This is a genomic window from Bacteroides sp. HMSC067B03 (assembly GCF_001811315.1).
Taxonomy (GTDB): Bacteria; Bacteroidota; Bacteroidia; order Bacteroidales; family Bacteroidaceae; genus Bacteroides; species Bacteroides faecis.
On sequence record NZ_KV804412.1, the window covers coordinates 315,238 to 333,930 of the forward strand.

Below are 18,693 nucleotides of genomic sequence, written 5' to 3' on the forward strand. Positions count from 1 at the left end.
AGAGCTGCCTCTATCCCTTGCAAAGCCTGAACGAACGGTTCCGTACGTTTGCACGGGAACGGCATATCGAGGCGCGCATGACCTCACAGGTCATCTATTTCGAGTGGTTCCTGAACTACCGGTTCGGTAAATACATCAAGGACGGCAAGGACCGCATCTTCATCAAGGACAGCACGAGTGTCGGTGTGGACCTGTACCACGAAGGGGCGGAATACCAGCGTCCTTTCACCGTATGGTACAACGGGGAACAGGTTACAACGGACAATGAGGCGGAACGCCCCCGTCCGTTCTACCTGCTGGCGGAAGAGAAGCTGATCAACAAGGTCAGCTTCATGGTCTGCGTCCCGCCCGTCACCATACCTCCGCGGGAACTGGTCTATATGCTTTCCTATGTGGTGAACACCTATAAGACAGCAGGCAAGACCTACCTGATCAAGATCGACGAAGACGAATACACCCCCAATAAGAATACAGGACAATGAAAGAATATATTGCGGAAACCGGCGGACGGTATACCTACTCGGACGATATCCTGAACTTGCAGGAACTGGCTCTCAGCATGAGTGCCGTTTTTGACGGCTGCTCGGACTTCATCATCTCCGGATGCGAGATCGAGGGTCCCCGCGTCTCCCCGGGTTATGTCTGGCTCGGCGGAAAGGTACGCCGTTTCGACGGCTGCGCCGATGCTGTCTATCCCTATTATATATACGAAATCAACCGGCATGAATCGGTGGTCTACGCCAATGAGGTCAACAAGCGCGGGCGTACCTGTTATCTCTGTGCCGGAGCCAAGGCTGTCCCGGATACGGTCGATCCGGTTACTGACAAACTGCCGGCGGCCATCGAGGTGACGGAGAGCTATGCACCCCGGTTCATCGACAAGTTCTTCGGCCGCTATGCTGTCCTGCTCGATACACCTTTTGCCCGGCAGACCGTCAAGAAGGATCTGGTGCTGGCCGGAACGTTCACCGGGCAGAAAGAAATCAGCTCCAAGACCGCCGTCTCCGTCAGCGGCGGGAACGGCTACATGCTCAAAGGCATCGTCAAGGCGGACGGCCATGCCGCCATCGGTGCCTACCTGCACGGTCTGCTTGTCAACGAGATTGTCATCCGGACGGACGGCACGTTCAGTTTCATGAAACAAGGCAAGGAACTGGCCAGGGTTACGGAAGACGGCATATCCTGCGGTACTTCGCTGAATGAAAACGCCCGGATCGGGGCTGTCCGCATCAAGGGATACGACATCTATAACACCTCGGATGTGACGGATGAGGGTTGTATCCGTATCAATTACCACGGCACGGAGGGCGGCGGAACAAAATACCGTGACTTTGCCGTGCATGACGGAAAAGCCTGCACCACACCTGTTTTGAAAGTCATCGGGCGTACCGCCACCCTGCAGGTCGGCGGACTGCTCTCCCTGCAAAGCACCGGACGGGGTATCGATATTCAGAATACCGCCTATACGAAAGACAATGCCAGGCTGACAAACCTGATTACCTGGCGCGACAGTGCCGCCGCGCTGCTCGCCACCGTCGGCTTCGACACCGCTGACAGTTTCCGTTTTGCGCTGAGGAACGCTCTGGGCGACATCGTGCTTGCCCCTTTGGGAGCGGTGGATGTGCTCGGTACGCTTAAAATCAACGGAAAATCCGTGTCCGACACCTATGTGACCGTCAGGGCCTTTACGGAGGCGATGGGAAAGAAAGTGGATGTGGTAGAAGGCAAACAGCTCTCTACCGAAGACTTCACGACCGAATACAGGAAGAAACTGGCGGCTATCACTACCGGAGAACTGACGGAGGGCGGCGAAGGTTATGTCACATCGGGAACCGTCGCGGCGGCTTTGAAAATGAAACTCTCCGCCGACGGGAACCTTTCCGATGTCATGGACAAGGCTGCCGCCCGGAAGAATATCGATGTCTATTCCAAAGCGGAAGCCGGGGAGGTATTTCTGGAAATCTCCGAAGGATTGAAGGAGCTGGTGCGCCTGACGGCGGACGAGATCAGCGGGCTGACGGCAGAGGAAGCCGCCGAACTGAAAGCAAAGCGGCAGGCGGCCGTCAGGGATACCCTCGATGCCGAAAAGAAAGGTACCGGGGAGCTGAAACTGGCCAAGACCTCGAACCTGTCCGACCTTCCGGACAAGGGCAAGGCACGCAAGAACCTCGAAGTCTATTCCACGGCCGAGATAGACCGGATGATGGACGGCAAGCTCGGGACTGACTCCGCTTACGAGGGCATTGTCTTCACACCCGAACTCAGGGACAAACTGCTGGAAATCAAGACCGGTTCGTTCGCCTACATAGATGAAGGCGGCATTTCGCACGCGCAGGTCGAGGGATACGTGATGACCTCGCAGGTTGTCAGGGAACTCAAGAAAAAGGCGGAGCGGCTGATGGGCGGCTACAACGCTTCCGAAAAGGATACCATCGCCACCAACCTGAACCTGTATACCAAGGCCGGGGCGGACGCCCGCTTCGCCGCGCTTGAAAACCTGTTCCAGGATTACATCGACTTTTTGACCGGGCAAGGAAAATCCCCCATGGAAGCCCGGCAGCTCCTGCGGAACAAGTTGGACGTGCTGTCCAAAGACGAAATCGTCAAGGACTACCTGCGCAAGGACGGCAAACTTTCCGACCTGTCCTTGCCGACAGCGGAGGCGAAACGGCAGGCCTGCCGCGCTATCGGAGCCGCCTATGCGGAAGAATACCAGCCCCTGCTGGCGGATACGGGATGGATGCACATGGAGAACAGCGGCTCGGGAACAGATACCCAGGGGCTGTTTATCCGCCAGATCGGGAATATCGTGTCCATACAGGGGTATATCAATACCGCACGCAGGGACGGCAGCAACTGGGGCGGCATCGTTGCCGTCATCCCGAACAAGATACAGCCCCCGAGATACAGCGTGCGCTGCAGCGCCGCTGACTGGAACGATGACCACAAGTACAACCGGGGCTCCTCGTTCACCATCTACGGCGGTTCGCGCAGGATACAGCTTTACGAGCGCGGTATGTACAATGTCAATGTAGAACTCAACTTCACCTATTTTGTATAGTCATGAAACATAAACTCAATGTAAACGGCGATATTGAAAGCCGCCGGAGGATTGCGGAGCGCAGGAACGTTCCCGTCCGTGAAACCGTACAGCAAACCATTCAACCGCAACATCATGAAACAGAAGAAAATCAGGCGGCAGCCGCAGAAGAAACCGTCTCCCCGGCAGCAGAAGCCCCGAAAGCGAGAAGACGGAAGACCGCAGGGGACGCTTAAGCGCTTTCCTTTCGACGAGACACGGATAGGCTTCATGCTCCGGTATGAGATGCCGGTAGTCTATCATCTGCTCCGCAGGTTATGCGCCACGCAGCAGCCCTTCGAGCCGGACTGGCAGGTCATACGGTCGGTGGCGGAGGCATCGAAAGACCCTTCCTGCGGCAAGGCGAAGTTCCGCCGCTACCTGGACGAGTACCGCCGGGACGGGGTCTATTGCCGGCGCGGGAAACGGCTCACGCCGGAGCGCAAAGCCTACTATGAAGGCATATGCCGCCGCAAGAGAGAAGAGTATATCCGCCGGAACCGCAGGAGGCTGCTTGCCGAAGCGCGGAACGCGCCGGGCGGCGACAGACTGCTCGGAGAGATTAAAAGCATTCTTAAAATGAAACGGTAATGCGCTGAAGGACAATGCCGGTGAGAAACATTCATGTACATGTATGGCTGTTCCGGGTAATTTGCCTAATTTTGTATTCCACGGTCGCTGCAAGACCTTTCCATATTGTCAAATGAGTATCCTCTTTCGGGATACGGTCAGCGAGACATCCTCTCCCAATTTTATCAGTTGAACGCGGACGGTGCAACCGAACCCGTCCGTCCTGTTACCAGTTTCTTTGCGATGCGGGTATACCGTGTCGCATTCTTCGGGCATTTTTAAATCCATAAAACAAAGCGTTTATGCAAGAAGAAGAAAAGAACAACGGCATGGAAGGCATGTCTGTCGAGGAAATGTTCCTCGGCGTTCAGGAATCTTATCAGGAGGCACAGTTGCGTGCCCAGGAGGAGAACAGGGCGTTCGCCCGTACGGAGTTCTTCCGCATGGACAAGTTCGGGACTTACCGTCTCCGTATCCTGCCCATCGCTCCCAATCCGGACGGCTCGCCGACACGTCCGGGCTATGAGTATCCCGTCCACCAGCTGCTTCTGGAGCTGGAGAAACCCGCTACGGGGAACAAGCCCCAAAAGATGTATGTCACTGTCACCCGCGCTACCGATGCCGGATATAGCGTTGATCCCATCGAGACTTACCGCCGCATGGCCGTCGAAGCCGCAAAAGAGGACGGGGACGACAAACTGGCGGAAAAGATTGCCGGGGGCTCGTTCGGAGGCGGTCTGAAATACAGTTACGGCCACTGTCTCTATGTATTCGACCTGGGTGAACGAGCCAAAGGCGTGCAGATGATGACCCTTTCCCATGCCCAGTTCAAGGATCTGGATGAGAGGAAGTTCAAGCTGTGGAGCAAGAAACTGGCCAAGAATCCGTCTTACCCGTGCCCGATTTCCTCGGTGTATGACGCCTATCCGGTGGAGATTGAAAAGCGCAAGAACGGAGCCAAGACCGAGTATGTCATTTCCATTGACAACGAATCGGAACCGGTACCGTTGACCAAGGAGGAGCTGACCGCCCTGATGGGTGCGCCGCGTATCCCGGAAATCATCTACCGCTACACCCGTTATCATCTGGGAGCCACCGTCGAGTTCCTCAAACAGTGCGACGGTATCTACGGCATGTCGCTCATGGAGACGGATGAAATGAAGACGGTCATCGACACGCTGGACGGTGAACTGCCCAAGGAGGATATATCCGCGTTCTCGTTCGACCGCCGTACGAAAGATAACAGAGAAAACGGGCGTGAAGGCGGAGGCATCTCGCTGGACGACCTTTTCGAACGTTATGACGAGCTTCAGCGGCAGGAACTCGGTGAGAAGACCGAGGAAGGCCAGGAGCTGCGTGCGATGATCCGCGGCTACATCGAGCAGGAAGGGCTCTCCGTGCGTGTTACACGCTCCACGAGCAACCGGGAACTACTCGACCTGATCGAAAGCGAGATGGAGGGTCCGAAGCCCAGTGACGAACCGGAGGATGTCCCCGGGGAGGAAGAAGAGCAGCCGGAGGAAACGGAAGAGCGTGCCGGGCGTCCCCGCCACCGCAGATAAGCCTTTCACAAGTTCTTGAATTCTAATCCGACGGGAGGCATCCGGGCCTCCCGTCCTAATCACAATCACTTAGTATGAAAGAGAACAAACCCTGCCTTTTGTTATTGAATGACATCCACATCTCGAAAGACAACATCCCTGCATTCCAGGCCAACTGGCAGGAGGCCATGGGAATTTGCAGGGAACGGGATATCCGGGAAGTGGTTGTCGGAGGAGACCTGTTCTTTTCCCGTGCCGCCCAGACACTCGATGTCCTGCTGGCCGTCAGGGATATGCTTGTATCCGCCGCGGACCATGACATTCATGTCACGCTGGCGGAAGGGAACCACGACAAGGTGAACCAGGAATCCCTGCGCGGATATTGTCATGTCTTCGACCGGCATCCGAATGTGACTGTCGTGGATGAGTACCTGACCCTGTGCCGCCCGGAATGGAAGTTCGCGCTCCATGTAATGAGCTATTTTCCGGAAGACGGCTCTTTTGCCGAAAGGCTCGGACGATTGGCTGCGGAAGCGCTTTCCGGAGAACCGGAGCACTTCCTCTACATCCATGAGGGTATCAACGGGGCATTGGCACAGCCTTCGGAAAAGGAACTGCCTGCCAGGATATTCTCTCCTTTCGACAAGGTCTTTGTCGGCCATTACCACAACCGTACCGTCATTCCGGGGACGGGAATCGAATATATCGGTTCCTCGCGCCAGCATAACTTCGGGGAGGACGAGGAGAAAGGATACACGGTGCTGTATACGGACGGCACGTACGAGTTTGTCAAGAACCGCGTGAACATGCGGTACCGTGTCATGGATATGCCGGCGGAACGTGCCGGGTTGCACCTGATGGACGAGCTGCGTGAAATGGAGGCCGATGGTCGCTACAAGGTCAAGGTGCGTGTCCATGCACCTGCCGCCGCGATGAAATCGGTGGACAAAGCCGCCTTGCTGGAAGCCGGAGCGGCGAAGGTAGAACTGGTTGCCGATGACGAGCAGCTGCCGGAGGCGGTATCCTCTTCGCTCTTCGAGAAATTCGACAGCCGCCGCATCCGGGAAACCTACGAGGACTTCTGCCGGGAGAAACAGATCGAGGATGTGTCGATGGGATTGGAGTATTTATCTAGAATAGAAAACAGATCATGTGGAAATTAAAGACGATAGAAGCCGAAAATCTCTGCGCCTTCCGTTCGCTGTCCTACATGCTGCGGCAAGGCGTGACGACATTGATTTTCGGCGATAACCGGGACAATGAGTCCCAGCAGTCGAACGGGGCCGGCAAGTCTGCCCTGTTGGAATGCATTGCCGTGGGTATCACGGGCAGCCCGCTTAGAAAGATACGCTCGGAGGAGATTATCAACGATGCAGCGGAAGAATGCCGTATCGCTTTGCGTTTCATCAACGATTCCGCCGCCGAGGAACTGCTCGTCAACCGCCGTATCCCGCGCAAGGGGGCTTCCTCTGTCAGCTGTACGCTTTACCGTGGCGGCAAGCAGGTGGTAACCGATGAAGCGGTACAGCCTTCGGTGGATGCCTATAACCGGTATATTCTTGACAAACTGGGTATCACACGCGACGAGCTGCTCAACAATTTCATCCTTTCCAAATACCGGTATGAGGATTTCCTCTCGTCATCGGACAAGGAGAAGAAAGAGGTCATCAACCGCTTTTCCAACGGTATCCTGGTGGATGAAGCCATCGCCAAAGTGGAGGAAGACATCGTGCCGCTCTCTGAAAAGAAACGGCAGGTGGAACTGGAACTGGCCGGGTTGGACGGGCGTATCGGGATGTTACAGGAGCAGATACGCAAGGAGGAGGAAGCCGGAGCCGAGCGGGGGCGTACCCGTGTGGAACGTATCATGGGACTGGAAACGGCCATAGCGGCCAAGAGGGAGCAGATCCGTACCGGGCACGAGAACGTGGACAGGCTTGAGGAACAGCTTGCCGGAGTGCAGCGGGCGGACGAGGCTTTGCAGGAACTGGAAGCCGGAGATACCGCATTGGAAGCATGTCTGGAAAAGATAGCGGAAATGATGTCCCTCTTTCCCGATGCCCGGCAGACGGACTGGGACAAGGTCATTGCCGAAAAGAAAGGACGGTTACAGACCGCCACAGAGCGGCTGAAGGATTGCGATGCCGTCTTGAAGCAGGCGGAACAGGAACTGAAAAACAGGACTGACGGCTGGGAACAGTTCAAGAAGGAGTATGCCGCATTCTGTGAGGCATACAGGGATCAGTCCGATACGACTGCGGAGAGACTGCGGGAAATCGACATCCGTCTGCGCGACCTGTCCGGCAGCATCGAGGAACTGCGTCATAAACGGCGTATCGTTTCTGCCGGTATTGACGGCCTCTCGAACAAACTGGCCGGCTCCATCACCTGTCCTTTCTGCGGGCATGAGTTTCTGGTGGCAGAACCACAGTTCGACATCGAGGCCGGCATGAAGGAACTGAAGCTCCGTCAACGGCAGCTCACGGAAATCAACGGCCGTATCGATGAGAAGCAGGAGGAGACGGATGCCGTGGAGTTGCAGCAGAACCGGCTGAACCATGAGCGCCGGATATTGGAAGGCAGACGCACCGGATGGGAGGAGCAGCTGGCCGGGCACGAACGGGCCATCAGGAATGCCACCCGCCACGTGGAAGAGGTGGAAAGCGGGCATAAACGCATCGCTTCCGAAATTACCGCCCTGCAAAGTGAAATCGAAGGTGTCCGCCGCAAGGTATTCGACGAGGTGTTCGGATTCATAGACGAGCGCAATGCCGCACTGAACCGCGGCATACGGGTAGGCAAGGAAGATATACAGGCTGCGGCCTGCGCCATCGACACTTTGCAGGCCACGATCCGGGAGCTGGATGAGGCGGCTTCACCCGACCTCATACAATCGCTCAAGGACACTCTCCGTGAAACGCGCGGGAAGTCCAACGAGGCGGCAGGGCGCAAGACGGCCGTCGATGCCCGGGTCCGTGCCCTGGAGATACAGCGGGAACGGTTCGTGCAGTTCAAGACCTATCTGGCCAACACGAAAATCGAGGCGCTCAGCCGTATCACCAACGAGTTCCTGCAAGACATCGGCAGCGACATCCGTATCCGCTTCGACGGGTATACCGTCCTCAAGAGTGGTAAGGTAAGGGAGAAAATCTCCATCTCACTGCTGCGCGACGGCATGGACTGCGGCTCGTTCGGCAAGTTTTCGGCAGGCGAAGCCGCCCGTGTGAATTTGGCGACCATCCTTGCCATGCAGAAACTCGTGAACAGCAACTGCGACGGGGACAAGGGACTGGATCTGCTCGTGCTGGACGAGATACTCGAGGCGGTCGATGAAGCGGGGCTGGCCTCCATGTTCGAGGCGCTGAACTCGCTCGGCGGTACCGTGCTGGTAGTCTCGCACGGGAATGTGGCTGAAGGCTATCCGCATAAACTGGTAATCGTGAAAGAGAATGGCGAATCGAGACTCGGAGAATAGCGTACTGACCCGGGAGCAGGTACTGGCGCTGGACATCGCCACGCATACCGGATACTTCTCCCTGCATGAGGCCGGGACATGGAACTTCACCGAAAGCAAACGGCGCAACGGCAACAAGATGCACGGCGCTTTCAGGACTACGCTGCTCTCGCTGCTCCGTCGTTACGGCATCCGCCGCGTCGTGGCCGAGGATGTGAGCGTGAACCGCCATTTCTACGACATGCGGCGGCTCTCGGAACTCAGGGGTATCCTGCTCGAAGTGTGCGATGAACTGGATATCCCGGAACCGGAGTTCGTCAACCCGGCTGTCCTCAAGAAATGGGCGACGGGAGACGGACACGCCACCAAGACGCAGATGGTCGCGGCCTGCAAGGACAGATACGGTATTGTCCCGGTGGATGACAATGCGGCGGATGCCTGCCACCTCTTCTACTATTACATCCGCAGGCACAGGCTGTGACAAGCCGACAACGGTTTGGATTTTTTCCGGGCGGCGGTAATGCTGCCGCCCGTTTTTTCAATTGACGCTCACGGTAGCTGACAGATTAGGACATGAGATTCATTATCAACCTTTTCAGTCAGTGGAAACGTGGAAAAGAAAGATGTGTTTATTGCGGTTCTCCAGCCTGAAGACGAATCCGCGAGACAGAGGGCGGAACTTCTCAGAAAATATGTGATGCCGCACAAGAATCTGATATACAGCATTTGTATCAAATATACCTATAACCAGGAGGACATCGAGGACAACTACCTCGAGGCGTTGGCCAACTTCTTCAAGTATATGGACAGTTATGACCCGGCCCGTCCGGTAAAGACCTGGATCTATGCCGTGACCAAACGGCTTGTGGCGGACCTGAACAACCGCAACAGGAACCGCATGCCCCCGGACGACAATATCGACATTTCGGAAATATCCTCTTCGCTGTCGGATGAGGACGAACCGTCGGGAAACAGCATGGGGATGGACAACTACCGCGAGTTCTATAACGATGACATCCTCTGGGCACTGGACCGGCTCAAACCGATTTACCGGGAAGCCCTGCTCTTGCAGCAGGCTGGTTACAAACTCGGGGAAATCATGGAAATCACCTATAACAACGGTACTTTGCAGACCAGGAACGTAGAAACGGTAAAAAGCCGCATCTTCCTAGCCAAGACGCAGCTGCGCAAACTATTGACACGCGATGGAGAGAAAAGAATGGATTGACGGATGCCGGAGGCTCTTTACACGGCTGGTCCGCACCACGGTGTGGGCGGATTTTGTGTTCCCTACCGGCGGCAAGTCGGACAGGCAACTCGGGATGTGTTTCGACGGCTTGTGCCGGGAGGTCGTCTCCGTCAGTGCGGAACGCCTGTCCGACTTCTGTATCTGCCAGACATATGCCATTTCCGGATATGATACCGCGTATCGCAGGAAATGGAACGTCTCCCATTCATTCGGAAAGAAAGCCATCGGCCGCTATCTCCGCTCGGGAAAGGAACGCCGCTACCGGGAGGACCGGTGGCTGAAGAGTTTCGGGCTGTCACGGCATGATTTGGCGCGGGCAGTGGAAGACCGCCGCAGCCATCCGTTCGGGCGTTTTATTTATCCGGAATACGAGGAGACGACCAAGCGGCGACTGCTCTCCACCGAAGCGGGATATCTCGTCTGTGCGCTCTCCACGCTGATGTGGACGCCTTTCTCCCCGTCATGCTCAAAATGTGCGAAAGCGGAGCCATGCCGCAGAAGGACACAGGCGCGCTATCCGGAACTGTACCGTATCCGCTGTGAGGCGTGGCGGAAAAAGGAGGCGAAGCCATGAGTGCCGTCAATCCGCTCAGTGCCGAGTTCCTGTATGAACTCTATGCCACGGCGCTCAGACAGGAACCGTTGTGTGCTGTCCTAGCCCGGCATATGCGTAAGGAATACCTGCCGGACCGTTCGTTCCAGCAGGTACAGGAGGCGATAGCCGTACACTTCAAGACATACAAGACACCGCCGTCGTATGCCGTGCTGGCACAGACCTTCCATGAGGATTACGACGCCATCGAGCTGATAGACACTTTCCGGGAGTATGACGAGGGACAGAGTGCCGAGGTGATGACCGACATGCTGGAGTCCTACATCAAGGGGGTCCGGTTGCAGTCGGTCTATGCGGAGGTCGGAAAACTGTATAACGAGAACAAACAGGACAAGGCGGAGAAGACTCTTCGGGAATATGCCGAGTGGCTGGCAGGGTTCACGCTGAAGAGTTCCTCGTTCGTCGATGTGGCCGCGACTTTCAAGGAGCGTTTCGAGAGGAACCGCCGGCGCGAGGAGGAAGAGGAACGCTCGGCCGCCCCTCGTGTGTCCCGCTTCTACATCCCGTATCTGGATGCGCTCAATGCCGGACGTAACCTGCGAGGTCAGCTGACCTGTTTCCTGGCCAGCACAGGCGTGGGAAAGTCGCACATCGCCAAATGGATCGGTGTCAGGGCGGACATCGATGACGGGCTGCATGTGCTGCATTTCCAGCTGGAAGGTTCGGAAGAAGAGGCGTTGAACGCCTATTCCGGCGGACTGATTTCCAGGAACGCCTACTATTACGAGCGGGGAAAGATTTCGGATACGGAGATGAGACATCTGGAAAAACTGGTCGCCTCGTATGCCGGAAGCATCACGGTGCGCAGTTACCCGCGTTTCAATGCCCAGGTCTCGACACTCGACATCAAGAACGGCATTTCGGAATACAGGAAGCTCAAAGGATATAATCCGGACATCGTGATTGTGGATTCGATGGACTTGCTGACGGATGCCAACCGCCGTTCATGGGGAGCCGACCATGAACGGGCGAAGCGTATCGCGGTGGCTAATGACCTGAAGGACCTGGCGGCGGACGAAAAGGTATGGATGGTGGTGACTTACCAGTCTACCATCGAAGACCGGGAGTGGCTGAATGACGAGCGGAACGTGCTGACCGAGTACAACTGTTCGGAGGCCAAAGGTCTGGCCCGCCCGTGCACGCACCTTGTTTCGCTCAACCAGTCATCGGCTGAAAGAAAGGAGAACGTTATGCGCCTGCACGTGGCCAAAAGCCGGTTCTTCAAGAAAGGAGACACTATCAGGATTGCCACCGACTACGACAATGAGGTGTTCTATGACGGGCAGAGGACACTGAATCTGAACAGGGAATAAAAAGCCATCGATCCGGATGCGGCGTGTCGGTGGCTTTTTGACTTGTAACGACTGGAATGTTGAGAATATATGGCAGCTTACATGCGTAAAACCAATTCCGGACAGATACGATTTTTATTGTATGCCCTTTGTATTCCGCCATATCGTCCGTTCCCCATGTTATCAACAGCAGGTTTTCACATTTCAATTCCTCTGCCGCCTCCAAGGCTTTCAGTTTCCGCTCACGGGTCTTGGCGTTCGAGATATCATACGACCTTTGTTCGAGGAAAGTTCGAATGACCTCGCAAATACAAATCCGTTATTTGTAGTAATTGGAAAACGATACTTTTCATTCAGTATGTTTATTGTACTGCACAAAAAATACGCTTTTTTTATGTAGAGAGTGATCATTTTAGAAAAGTACATCTCTACACCTGATAATCAGCCAATGCTGATTATCAATCTCCTTATTTATATATTGTTTTATCGATTAGACAAAAGCAGTCATTTTTTGTCCAGCCGGGAAGACAATTTCTCTTTTCCTTTGGGTGGAAAGACCTTCCATGATTCTGCCGGTCTATTTTTATTGGGCTAATCCGGATTCTTTTTCCAAACATTTCAAACCAACCTGTAGCGGTCACGACTATACCTTAATATGGAACTGTCGGTACAGGAATATCAATATCTGGTTTCGGAGATAACCCGCGAGACGGGTGCCAAACGGGACGGGAGCGGTAAGAACCTTATCGTTCCGCGCTGCCCGTTCTGCGGAAAGTCGGGCGGTAAGTTCGGTATCTACATCGGCAAGGCGACTGCCCACCGCCGGCCTTTCATGGCCCACTGCTTCTCCTGCGGGGCATCCACCCGTACATTGGAGCAACTTCTGGCGGCTATCGGTCGCATGGACCTGATGGTTTTGCAGACAGCTGACATTGCCGCACCGTTGAACCTGCACCTGCTGGAGAAGGACGAGGCGGAAGAAATAGACGACGAACTGGTGCCGGTCGAATTGCCGGACTTTTACAAGCGCACTTTCCGGCATCCGTATTTGCAGCGGCGCGGCTTCTGTTTCGACGATTACGAGTATTTCCCGGTCGGGATAACCGGCAGGCTCAATCCGCGCTACGCGGACTATGTCGTCTTTCCGGTCATCGATGACTGTACGGTTGTCGGCTATGTCTCCCGCCATACCTGGCCGAAAGAGGATATAGACGCCCACAACCGCAAGACCAGACATAGCGGCGGGTACAAGATCCTGCGTTACCGGAACTCCACGGAAAACGACTTTTCCAGACTCCTTTATAACTACGATGCCGTCCGTATGGATGAAACCGATACGGTCATCCTCGCGGAAGGTATTTTCGATGTCATCGCCCTGACCCGCAGACTCGAACTCTATGACAATTCCCATGTCGCAGCCGTGGCCACTTTCGGAAAGAAAATATCCGATGTACAGATCTACAAGCTGCAATCGAAAGGCGTCAGAACCGTAGTCATCGGTTACGATGGTGATGCCGTCGAGTCGGTAAAGCGGACGGCTGAACGGCTGAAACCCTATTTCGAGGTTTTCATCGCGGACATTGCTGATGCCGCCAAAGACTGGGACGAACTCACGGAAGCGGAAATCTACGGGATTTTCGCCTGCCGCCTGCTGTCCGTCCTTGAATACAAACTCAAAAAAGTACAGGAAAGATGATACAGGAACTTTTCTCATGGCTCGATGCACAACGGATAACCTATATCCCGGTCGATACGGAAGTGGTGGATATTCCCGGCTTCGGGCGGCTTTTCACGGCCGACCTGTCGGGAGTGGAATCCATCTTCCGCGGCGACGGGGACAAGCTCGTGTTCAACCTGATGGAAAGTCCGGATGTGCTGATGGAAGAAGGAATCTTCCATGTGGCCTTCCCGTTCGGCAGGAACTGGTACTACTATGACCTGCGGGAAGAATTCCGTTTCAACCTGCTGAAATATATCGGCCGGCCCAAGCCTCCGGTACATGATGTACCTTTCGTGAACCTCGGCATCCATACCTCCTACGAGCTGCTGAACGCCTGCTGCTCGCCGGAAGATTTGTGCCGCAAGGCGAAATGGCTCGGGCATACGGCTGTCGGCATCTGCGACCGCAATACAATGGCCGCCACGCTGAACCTTCAGAAGGAGTGCGCCAATACCGGGCTGAAACATATATTCGGCTACTCGCTGACAATGATGCACGAAGAAGAACGTGTCGGGCTGAAGATTTATGCCTTGGATAACGAGGGGCTGCATAATCTGCTGCGCATCCAACGGGCCGTCATGGTCGATTCGGAAGACAACACCCTCCGCTATGAACAGCTGCTGATGTATGCCGCAGGTTGTGTGGTGGTTTTCGCCATCCGTTCCGTCTACTGGATGGCCGGACACCCCAAACAGGTGAAGCGTATCCGGAAAGGTGCCGAAGCGGTCTATTACCAGGTCGACGCCAACGAATACAAGGCGGACCGCATCGACAGGGAGCAACTAGAAGCCCTGAAATATTATTTCGGCAACTGTTATGATGCCGACACGGATTCATTTACAGTAGAACCAGTCCTGATTCCGGACTGCTACTACATGGACAAGGACGATGCAGGGTACAGAATCGTGGTGAACAAGATTGCCACGGGAGCCGCCCATGAACAGAGCGATGACCAGTATTTCAAGACAGCGGATGAATTGTATGACACGCTCCGTCCTCTGTTCTCCGGGCAATGGGACTTCGATTCCCTGTTTAGGCGCATGTGCCGTCCCACGGTGGAGATTGCCGGACGTGCGGACGCCTCATTCGAGACCGGGCGAATGTTCATGCCGGAATACCGTATGCGACCGGAAGAGCGGGAACGGTATGGTGACCGCCGTACGATGTTCCTCCGACTGCTTGACGACGGGCTGGACCGGAAAGTGCCGGAACCGGAGCGGGAACGCTATCGGGAACGGCTGGACGAGGAAGTCTATATCATTGAATCGACCGACAATGTGGACTATTTCCTGGTGCAGTGGGATATGGTGCGGGAGGCGCACCGGAGAGGCATCGCAACTGGTATAGGTCGCGGTTCCGCCGGGGGCTCGCTGGTTTCCTACTTGCTTGGCATAACCTCCATCGACCCGCTGAAATACGACCTTATCTTCTCGCGCTTCCTCGTGCCGGAACGCTGCGGGCTCAGCTGGAAAGACGAACTGACGGTGCTTGCCCCGGACATCACACTCGGCAAGGGCGAACGCTATGTGGAGATGGAATCTGAAGGCAAGACTTACCGTCTGTGCACGGATGCCCGGATGCGGGTAATCCGTAACGGAGAAGAGCGGACGATATACGCAGATGAATTGATGTGTGGCGACGAAATCCTTTTTGACCGCCGAGATTGCTTGTGGAACCTAAAGGAACTCGAAACCCATGAATCCGACCTACGAACACCACCGTCCCTATGACGGTTGCGACCTTTACCGGGGCGATGCACTCGATGTGCTGCCCCTGCTGGCTGAAGAAGGCATCACCGCCGACATGGTATTGTCAGACCCTCCATACGGTACGACACACTGCCGGTGGGATGCCGTGATAGACATCCCCGGGATGTGGAATGCCGTACAGGGCATATCCAGGCCCGACACTCCCGTACTGCTGTTCTGCCAGCATCCTTTTACGAGCCTGCTGGGCAGTTCCAATCTCCGCAGGCTGCGGTATGCCTGGGTATGGGAGAAGACGCAGGCGACAGGCTTCCTGAATGCCGGGCGTATGCCGATGAAGGCGCACGAGGACATTCTGGTCTTCTACGACAGGTTGCCGAAGTATCATCCGATCAAGACGGACGGGCACAGGCGCAAGGTCGTGATGGCCGAACACCAGCGGAAATGCGATGCCGGCGAGATATACCGGAAGCACGACAATTTCCGGGATTACATATCCACGGAACGCTATCCGCGCAGCGTGCTGAAGTTCAAGACCGACAAGCAACGCTCCTGCCTGCACGCGACACAGAAACCTGTCGCCCTGCTGGAATACCTGATACGCACCTACACCGATGAAGGGGACATCGTCCTCGACTTTGCGATGGGCAGCGGCAGCACGGCCGTGGCCTGCCGGAATACGGGACGCCGGTTCGTCGGCGTGGAGATAGACCGGGAAATTTTTCAGACAGCACTAAACCGTATAACCCATGGCTGACACCCGGGAAATCTGGGTGGATATCAAGAACTATGAAGGAAAGTACAGGATCAGCAACCTCGGGCGTGTCAAGAGTCTGGAACGGCAGGTTTCGCATGACGGCATTACCTGGATACAACCCGAACGCATTATGTGCCATTGGTGCGGGACGACTTCGCTCTATGACTGTGTCCGGCTCTACAAGGGCGGTGTCGGGAAGAAGTTCTCCGTGCACCGTCTGGTAGCACAGCATTTCCTGCCCGACTGGAATCCGGGACTGGAGGTGAACCATATCGACGGGAACCGCGACAACAACCGTGCGGATAACCTGGAGATGTGTACGCACCAGCGGAATATGGAACATGCCATAGCGGGTGGCCTCAAACGGGATTACGGCGAAAAAAGCGTGAATGCCAAACTGACCAACGGGCAGGCGGAAGAGATACGGGTGAGATATTCTTCCGGCCAGGCTTCCCAGAACAGCCTGGCAAAACAGTACGGCGTCAGCCGCCAGACGGTAAGCGCGATAATACGATACAAGAAATATATCAGATGAAAGTAACACATATAAGAATCAGGAAAGCAGACGGACCGCTGACGGTCATGGATGCCTTTGTGGACAAAGGACTGACGGAAGGCGGCCACGCTTCGCTGCCGGACATAGATGTCGACTATGCCTCCGACCGGCGGCAGGAGATCAAGGATTACCTGGAAGAACGGTACAACGCGGACGGCCGCCAGCGTATCTTTTCCGCCGGCACCTTTACCACGATGAAACTGAAAGCCGCCTTGAAGGACGTGGCACGCGTACACCGCGTGCCTCACTCCATCGTGAACTATATTACCGCCATGATAGATGACGGCACGGACTGGACAGGACTGTTCAGACAGGCTGCCTTCAACAGAAAACTTCGGGACTTTATCCAGACCTATCCGTTGGTCATCGAGGACGTGCAAGGATTGCTCGGACAGCCCAAAGCGGCCTCCATACACGCCTCGGCCATCGTTGTCACACCGGACACGCGGGACGGCAGGCCCGCCGAATGCTTCGATTTCCTGCCGGTCCGTAAGATGGACGGGGCACTGGTATCGGAGTTCGACGGCTATTCGGTCGATGAGATCGGATTGTTGAAGGAGGATGTGCTGGCGACAAAGGAACTTGCCAAACTGAGTGCCGTCATCGCGTTGGTCAACCGGAATTTCGGGCAGGAACTTACTATCGGGCGTATTACGCAGGATATGCTGGAAGACGGGAAGACCTACCGACTGCTCTCGGACGGCAACACGCAGAATGTGTTCCAGTTCTCTTCGCCGGGCATTACCCGGTTTATCCAGGATGTACAGCCGGAGTGTATCGAGGACCTGATCGCCATCAATGCCCTGTACCGTCCCGCCACACTCGACATCGGTGCCACCGATGATTATGTCCGTTTCAGGCGTGGCGAAGTGGCCCCGGTCTATAACTACGGCTGTTATGAAGCAACGAAGAACACTTTCGGAATCATGGTCTACCAGGAGCAGTTCATGTCCGTTGCTCATACGCTCGGGGGATTCGACCTCGGGAAGACCGACTATCTGCGCAAGGCCATAGGAAAGAAGAAAGCCGACCTGATGGCCACGCTGAAGGCGGATTTCATTGCCGGAGCCGTCGGGAACGGATGCCCGGACTATGAGGCGGAGGAAATCTGGCACAAGATAGAGGTGGCCGGGAAATATTCGTTCAACCGTTCCCATGCCGCGGCATACGCCCTTACAGCCTATTGCGGGGCATGGCTCAAGGCCAATTACCCCTCGGCATTCTACACGGTGGCATTGCAATGGGCGGACGACAAGGAGATTCCTTCGTTGATGGCGGAGATGGAACGCTGCTCGTCGGCCAAGATCGTGCCGCCGGACATCAACCGCTCCGGGACGGAGTTCTTCACCGACTATGCCACCGATGAAATCTTCTGGTCGCTTACCCGTATCAAACAGGTCGGTGTCAAGACAGTGGAATACATCGTCACGGAACGCGACCGGGGCGGGGCATATACCGGTATCGAGAACTTCATCCACCGCATATTCCGTTACAAACTCAAGAAATACAGTTACTGGGACGACCCCGACAACGCGGAAGAGGCCGTGAAAGTCCCCGTGAACGCCCGGCATGTCAAGCACATGATCCTTGCCGGATGCTTCGACCGTATCGAAAAAGTCGGGGCGGTTACCGAACGCTGCGCGCTGCTCGAACGCGCAGCACGGGAACTGGGATTCTCCCTTTCTGAAAAAGACTTCCCGCAGGACATGCGCGGGCGGCATTTCTTCTGGTCGCAGCAGCAGATTGCCGTGTCGGGCATAGGCAGCATCGATTATCGCCGCATCTTCAACAATTCGGAAGCCCGCAGGCAGGTCAAGGGAAAAGCCTCTTACCTGACCCTGGACGAGGTGGCACGGGACGAGAACGACGGCAGGCGTGCGACTGTCTGCGCCACGGTGGTGGATGTAACCGAACATACCTACAAGGACAGGGAGACGGGAAGCCGGAAGCGTTTCGCCAAGCTGACACTCTCCCAGAACAACCGTCTGGCGGAATGTGTATGCTGGAACGACTATTACATGGAACACCACACCGAGATCCAGTCGCTCAAAGACCGGGTGGTCATCCTCACTGCCGTCATCCGTTACAGCGACTACAACGGATGCAATACATTACAGACCTATAGGAACTCATTGTTATTCATTCAATCCTGAAAA

Annotated in this window: 17 protein-coding genes; 16 read left to right on the plus strand and 1 reads right to left on the minus strand. The window is 55.6% G+C overall.

The window, feature by feature from the left end; translation table 11 throughout:
• Positions 1 to 77: 77 nt before the first annotated feature.
• Genes HMPREF2794_RS20355 through HMPREF2794_RS29660 form a run of 4 tightly spaced genes read left to right on the plus strand, consistent with a single transcriptional unit; the run spans position 78 to position 3,670 of the window.
• The gene (locus HMPREF2794_RS20355) at positions 78 to 482 is read left to right on the plus strand and encodes a hypothetical protein (protein WP_227225037.1); all 405 of its coding nucleotides are present in this window, start codon (positions 78 to 80) and stop codon (positions 480 to 482) included.
• Complete coding sequence (locus HMPREF2794_RS20360; RefSeq protein ID WP_004293569.1) at positions 479 to 3,061, plus strand: hypothetical protein; 2,583 nt, start codon at positions 479 to 481, stop codon at positions 3,059 to 3,061. Before HMPREF2794_RS20355 ends, HMPREF2794_RS20360 begins: the two co-directional genes overlap by 4 nt.
• A 2-nt stretch (positions 3,062 to 3,063) precedes the next feature.
• The gene (locus HMPREF2794_RS29655; protein ID WP_191835317.1) at positions 3,064 to 3,276 is read left to right on the plus strand and encodes a hypothetical protein; all 213 of its coding nucleotides are present in this window, start codon (positions 3,064 to 3,066) and stop codon (positions 3,274 to 3,276) included.
• A 34-nt stretch (positions 3,277 to 3,310) separates the two neighbouring features.
• Entirely contained in the window at positions 3,311 to 3,670 is a 360-nt protein-coding gene (locus HMPREF2794_RS29660) for a hypothetical protein (protein WP_224241394.1), read from the plus strand.
• A gap of 108 nt (positions 3,671 to 3,778) precedes the next feature.
• Here HMPREF2794_RS29660 and HMPREF2794_RS29065 read toward each other — a convergent pair whose 3' ends face one another.
• The gene (locus tag HMPREF2794_RS29065) at positions 3,779 to 3,937 is read right to left on the minus strand and encodes a hypothetical protein (RefSeq protein ID WP_008672739.1); all 159 of its coding nucleotides are present in this window, start codon (positions 3,935 to 3,937) and stop codon (positions 3,779 to 3,781) included.
• Between the two features lie 14 nt (positions 3,938 to 3,951).
• On the opposite strand from HMPREF2794_RS29065, the gene HMPREF2794_RS20370 reads away from it, so the two are divergent.
• From HMPREF2794_RS20370 to HMPREF2794_RS20430, 12 genes are all read left to right on the plus strand, one after another.
• Positions 3,952 to 5,211, plus strand: a complete 1,260-nt coding sequence (locus HMPREF2794_RS20370) for a hypothetical protein (protein ID WP_004293566.1) — start codon at positions 3,952 to 3,954, stop codon at positions 5,209 to 5,211.
• Between the two features lie 74 nt (positions 5,212 to 5,285).
• Complete coding sequence (locus HMPREF2794_RS20375) at positions 5,286 to 6,353, plus strand: metallophosphoesterase family protein (RefSeq protein ID WP_004293565.1); 1,068 nt, start codon at positions 5,286 to 5,288, stop codon at positions 6,351 to 6,353.
• Complete coding sequence (locus HMPREF2794_RS20380; RefSeq protein ID WP_004293564.1) at positions 6,341 to 8,665, plus strand: hypothetical protein; 2,325 nt, start codon at positions 6,341 to 6,343, stop codon at positions 8,663 to 8,665. The genes HMPREF2794_RS20375 and HMPREF2794_RS20380 overlap by 13 nt, the downstream gene beginning before the upstream one ends.
• Positions 8,640 to 9,125 (plus strand): crossover junction endodeoxyribonuclease RuvC, encoded by a 486-nt coding sequence (locus HMPREF2794_RS20385; protein WP_004293563.1) that lies wholly within the window; start codon positions 8,640 to 8,642, stop codon positions 9,123 to 9,125. Before HMPREF2794_RS20380 ends, HMPREF2794_RS20385 begins: the two co-directional genes overlap by 26 nt.
• A 144-nt stretch (positions 9,126 to 9,269) precedes the next feature.
• Positions 9,270 to 9,872: an RNA polymerase sigma factor gene (locus tag HMPREF2794_RS20390; RefSeq protein WP_004322848.1), complete on the plus strand. Its 603-nt coding sequence runs from the start codon at positions 9,270 to 9,272 to the stop codon at positions 9,870 to 9,872.
• On the plus strand, positions 9,850 to 10,467 hold the full coding sequence (locus tag HMPREF2794_RS20395) for a hypothetical protein (protein ID WP_008672745.1): 618 nt from the start codon (positions 9,850 to 9,852) through the stop codon (positions 10,465 to 10,467). The genes HMPREF2794_RS20390 and HMPREF2794_RS20395 overlap by 23 nt, the downstream gene beginning before the upstream one ends.
• Positions 10,464 to 11,819 carry a DnaB-like helicase C-terminal domain-containing protein gene (locus tag HMPREF2794_RS29990; protein WP_004293560.1) on the plus strand — a complete coding sequence of 452 codons (1,356 nt, stop codon included), beginning with the start codon at positions 10,464 to 10,466 and terminating at the stop codon, positions 11,817 to 11,819. The genes HMPREF2794_RS20395 and HMPREF2794_RS29990 overlap by 4 nt, the downstream gene beginning before the upstream one ends.
• Before the next feature lie 634 nt (positions 11,820 to 12,453).
• Entirely contained in the window at positions 12,454 to 13,494 is a 1,041-nt protein-coding gene (locus HMPREF2794_RS20410) for a toprim domain-containing protein (protein ID WP_004293559.1), read from the plus strand.
• The gene (locus HMPREF2794_RS20415; RefSeq protein WP_004293558.1) at positions 13,491 to 15,248 is read left to right on the plus strand and encodes a PHP domain-containing protein; all 1,758 of its coding nucleotides are present in this window, start codon (positions 13,491 to 13,493) and stop codon (positions 15,246 to 15,248) included. The genes HMPREF2794_RS20410 and HMPREF2794_RS20415 overlap by 4 nt, the downstream gene beginning before the upstream one ends.
• Entirely contained in the window at positions 15,214 to 15,981 is a 768-nt protein-coding gene (locus HMPREF2794_RS20420; RefSeq protein ID WP_004293557.1) for a DNA-methyltransferase, read from the plus strand. Before HMPREF2794_RS20415 ends, HMPREF2794_RS20420 begins: the two co-directional genes overlap by 35 nt.
• On the plus strand, positions 15,974 to 16,516 hold the full coding sequence (locus HMPREF2794_RS20425) for an HNH endonuclease (protein ID WP_004293556.1): 543 nt from the start codon (positions 15,974 to 15,976) through the stop codon (positions 16,514 to 16,516). The genes HMPREF2794_RS20420 and HMPREF2794_RS20425 overlap by 8 nt, the downstream gene beginning before the upstream one ends.
• Positions 16,513 to 18,690: a helix-hairpin-helix domain-containing protein gene (locus HMPREF2794_RS20430; protein WP_070752442.1), complete on the plus strand. Its 2,178-nt coding sequence runs from the start codon at positions 16,513 to 16,515 to the stop codon at positions 18,688 to 18,690. The genes HMPREF2794_RS20425 and HMPREF2794_RS20430 overlap by 4 nt, the downstream gene beginning before the upstream one ends.
• Positions 18,691 to 18,693 lie beyond the last annotated feature (3 nt).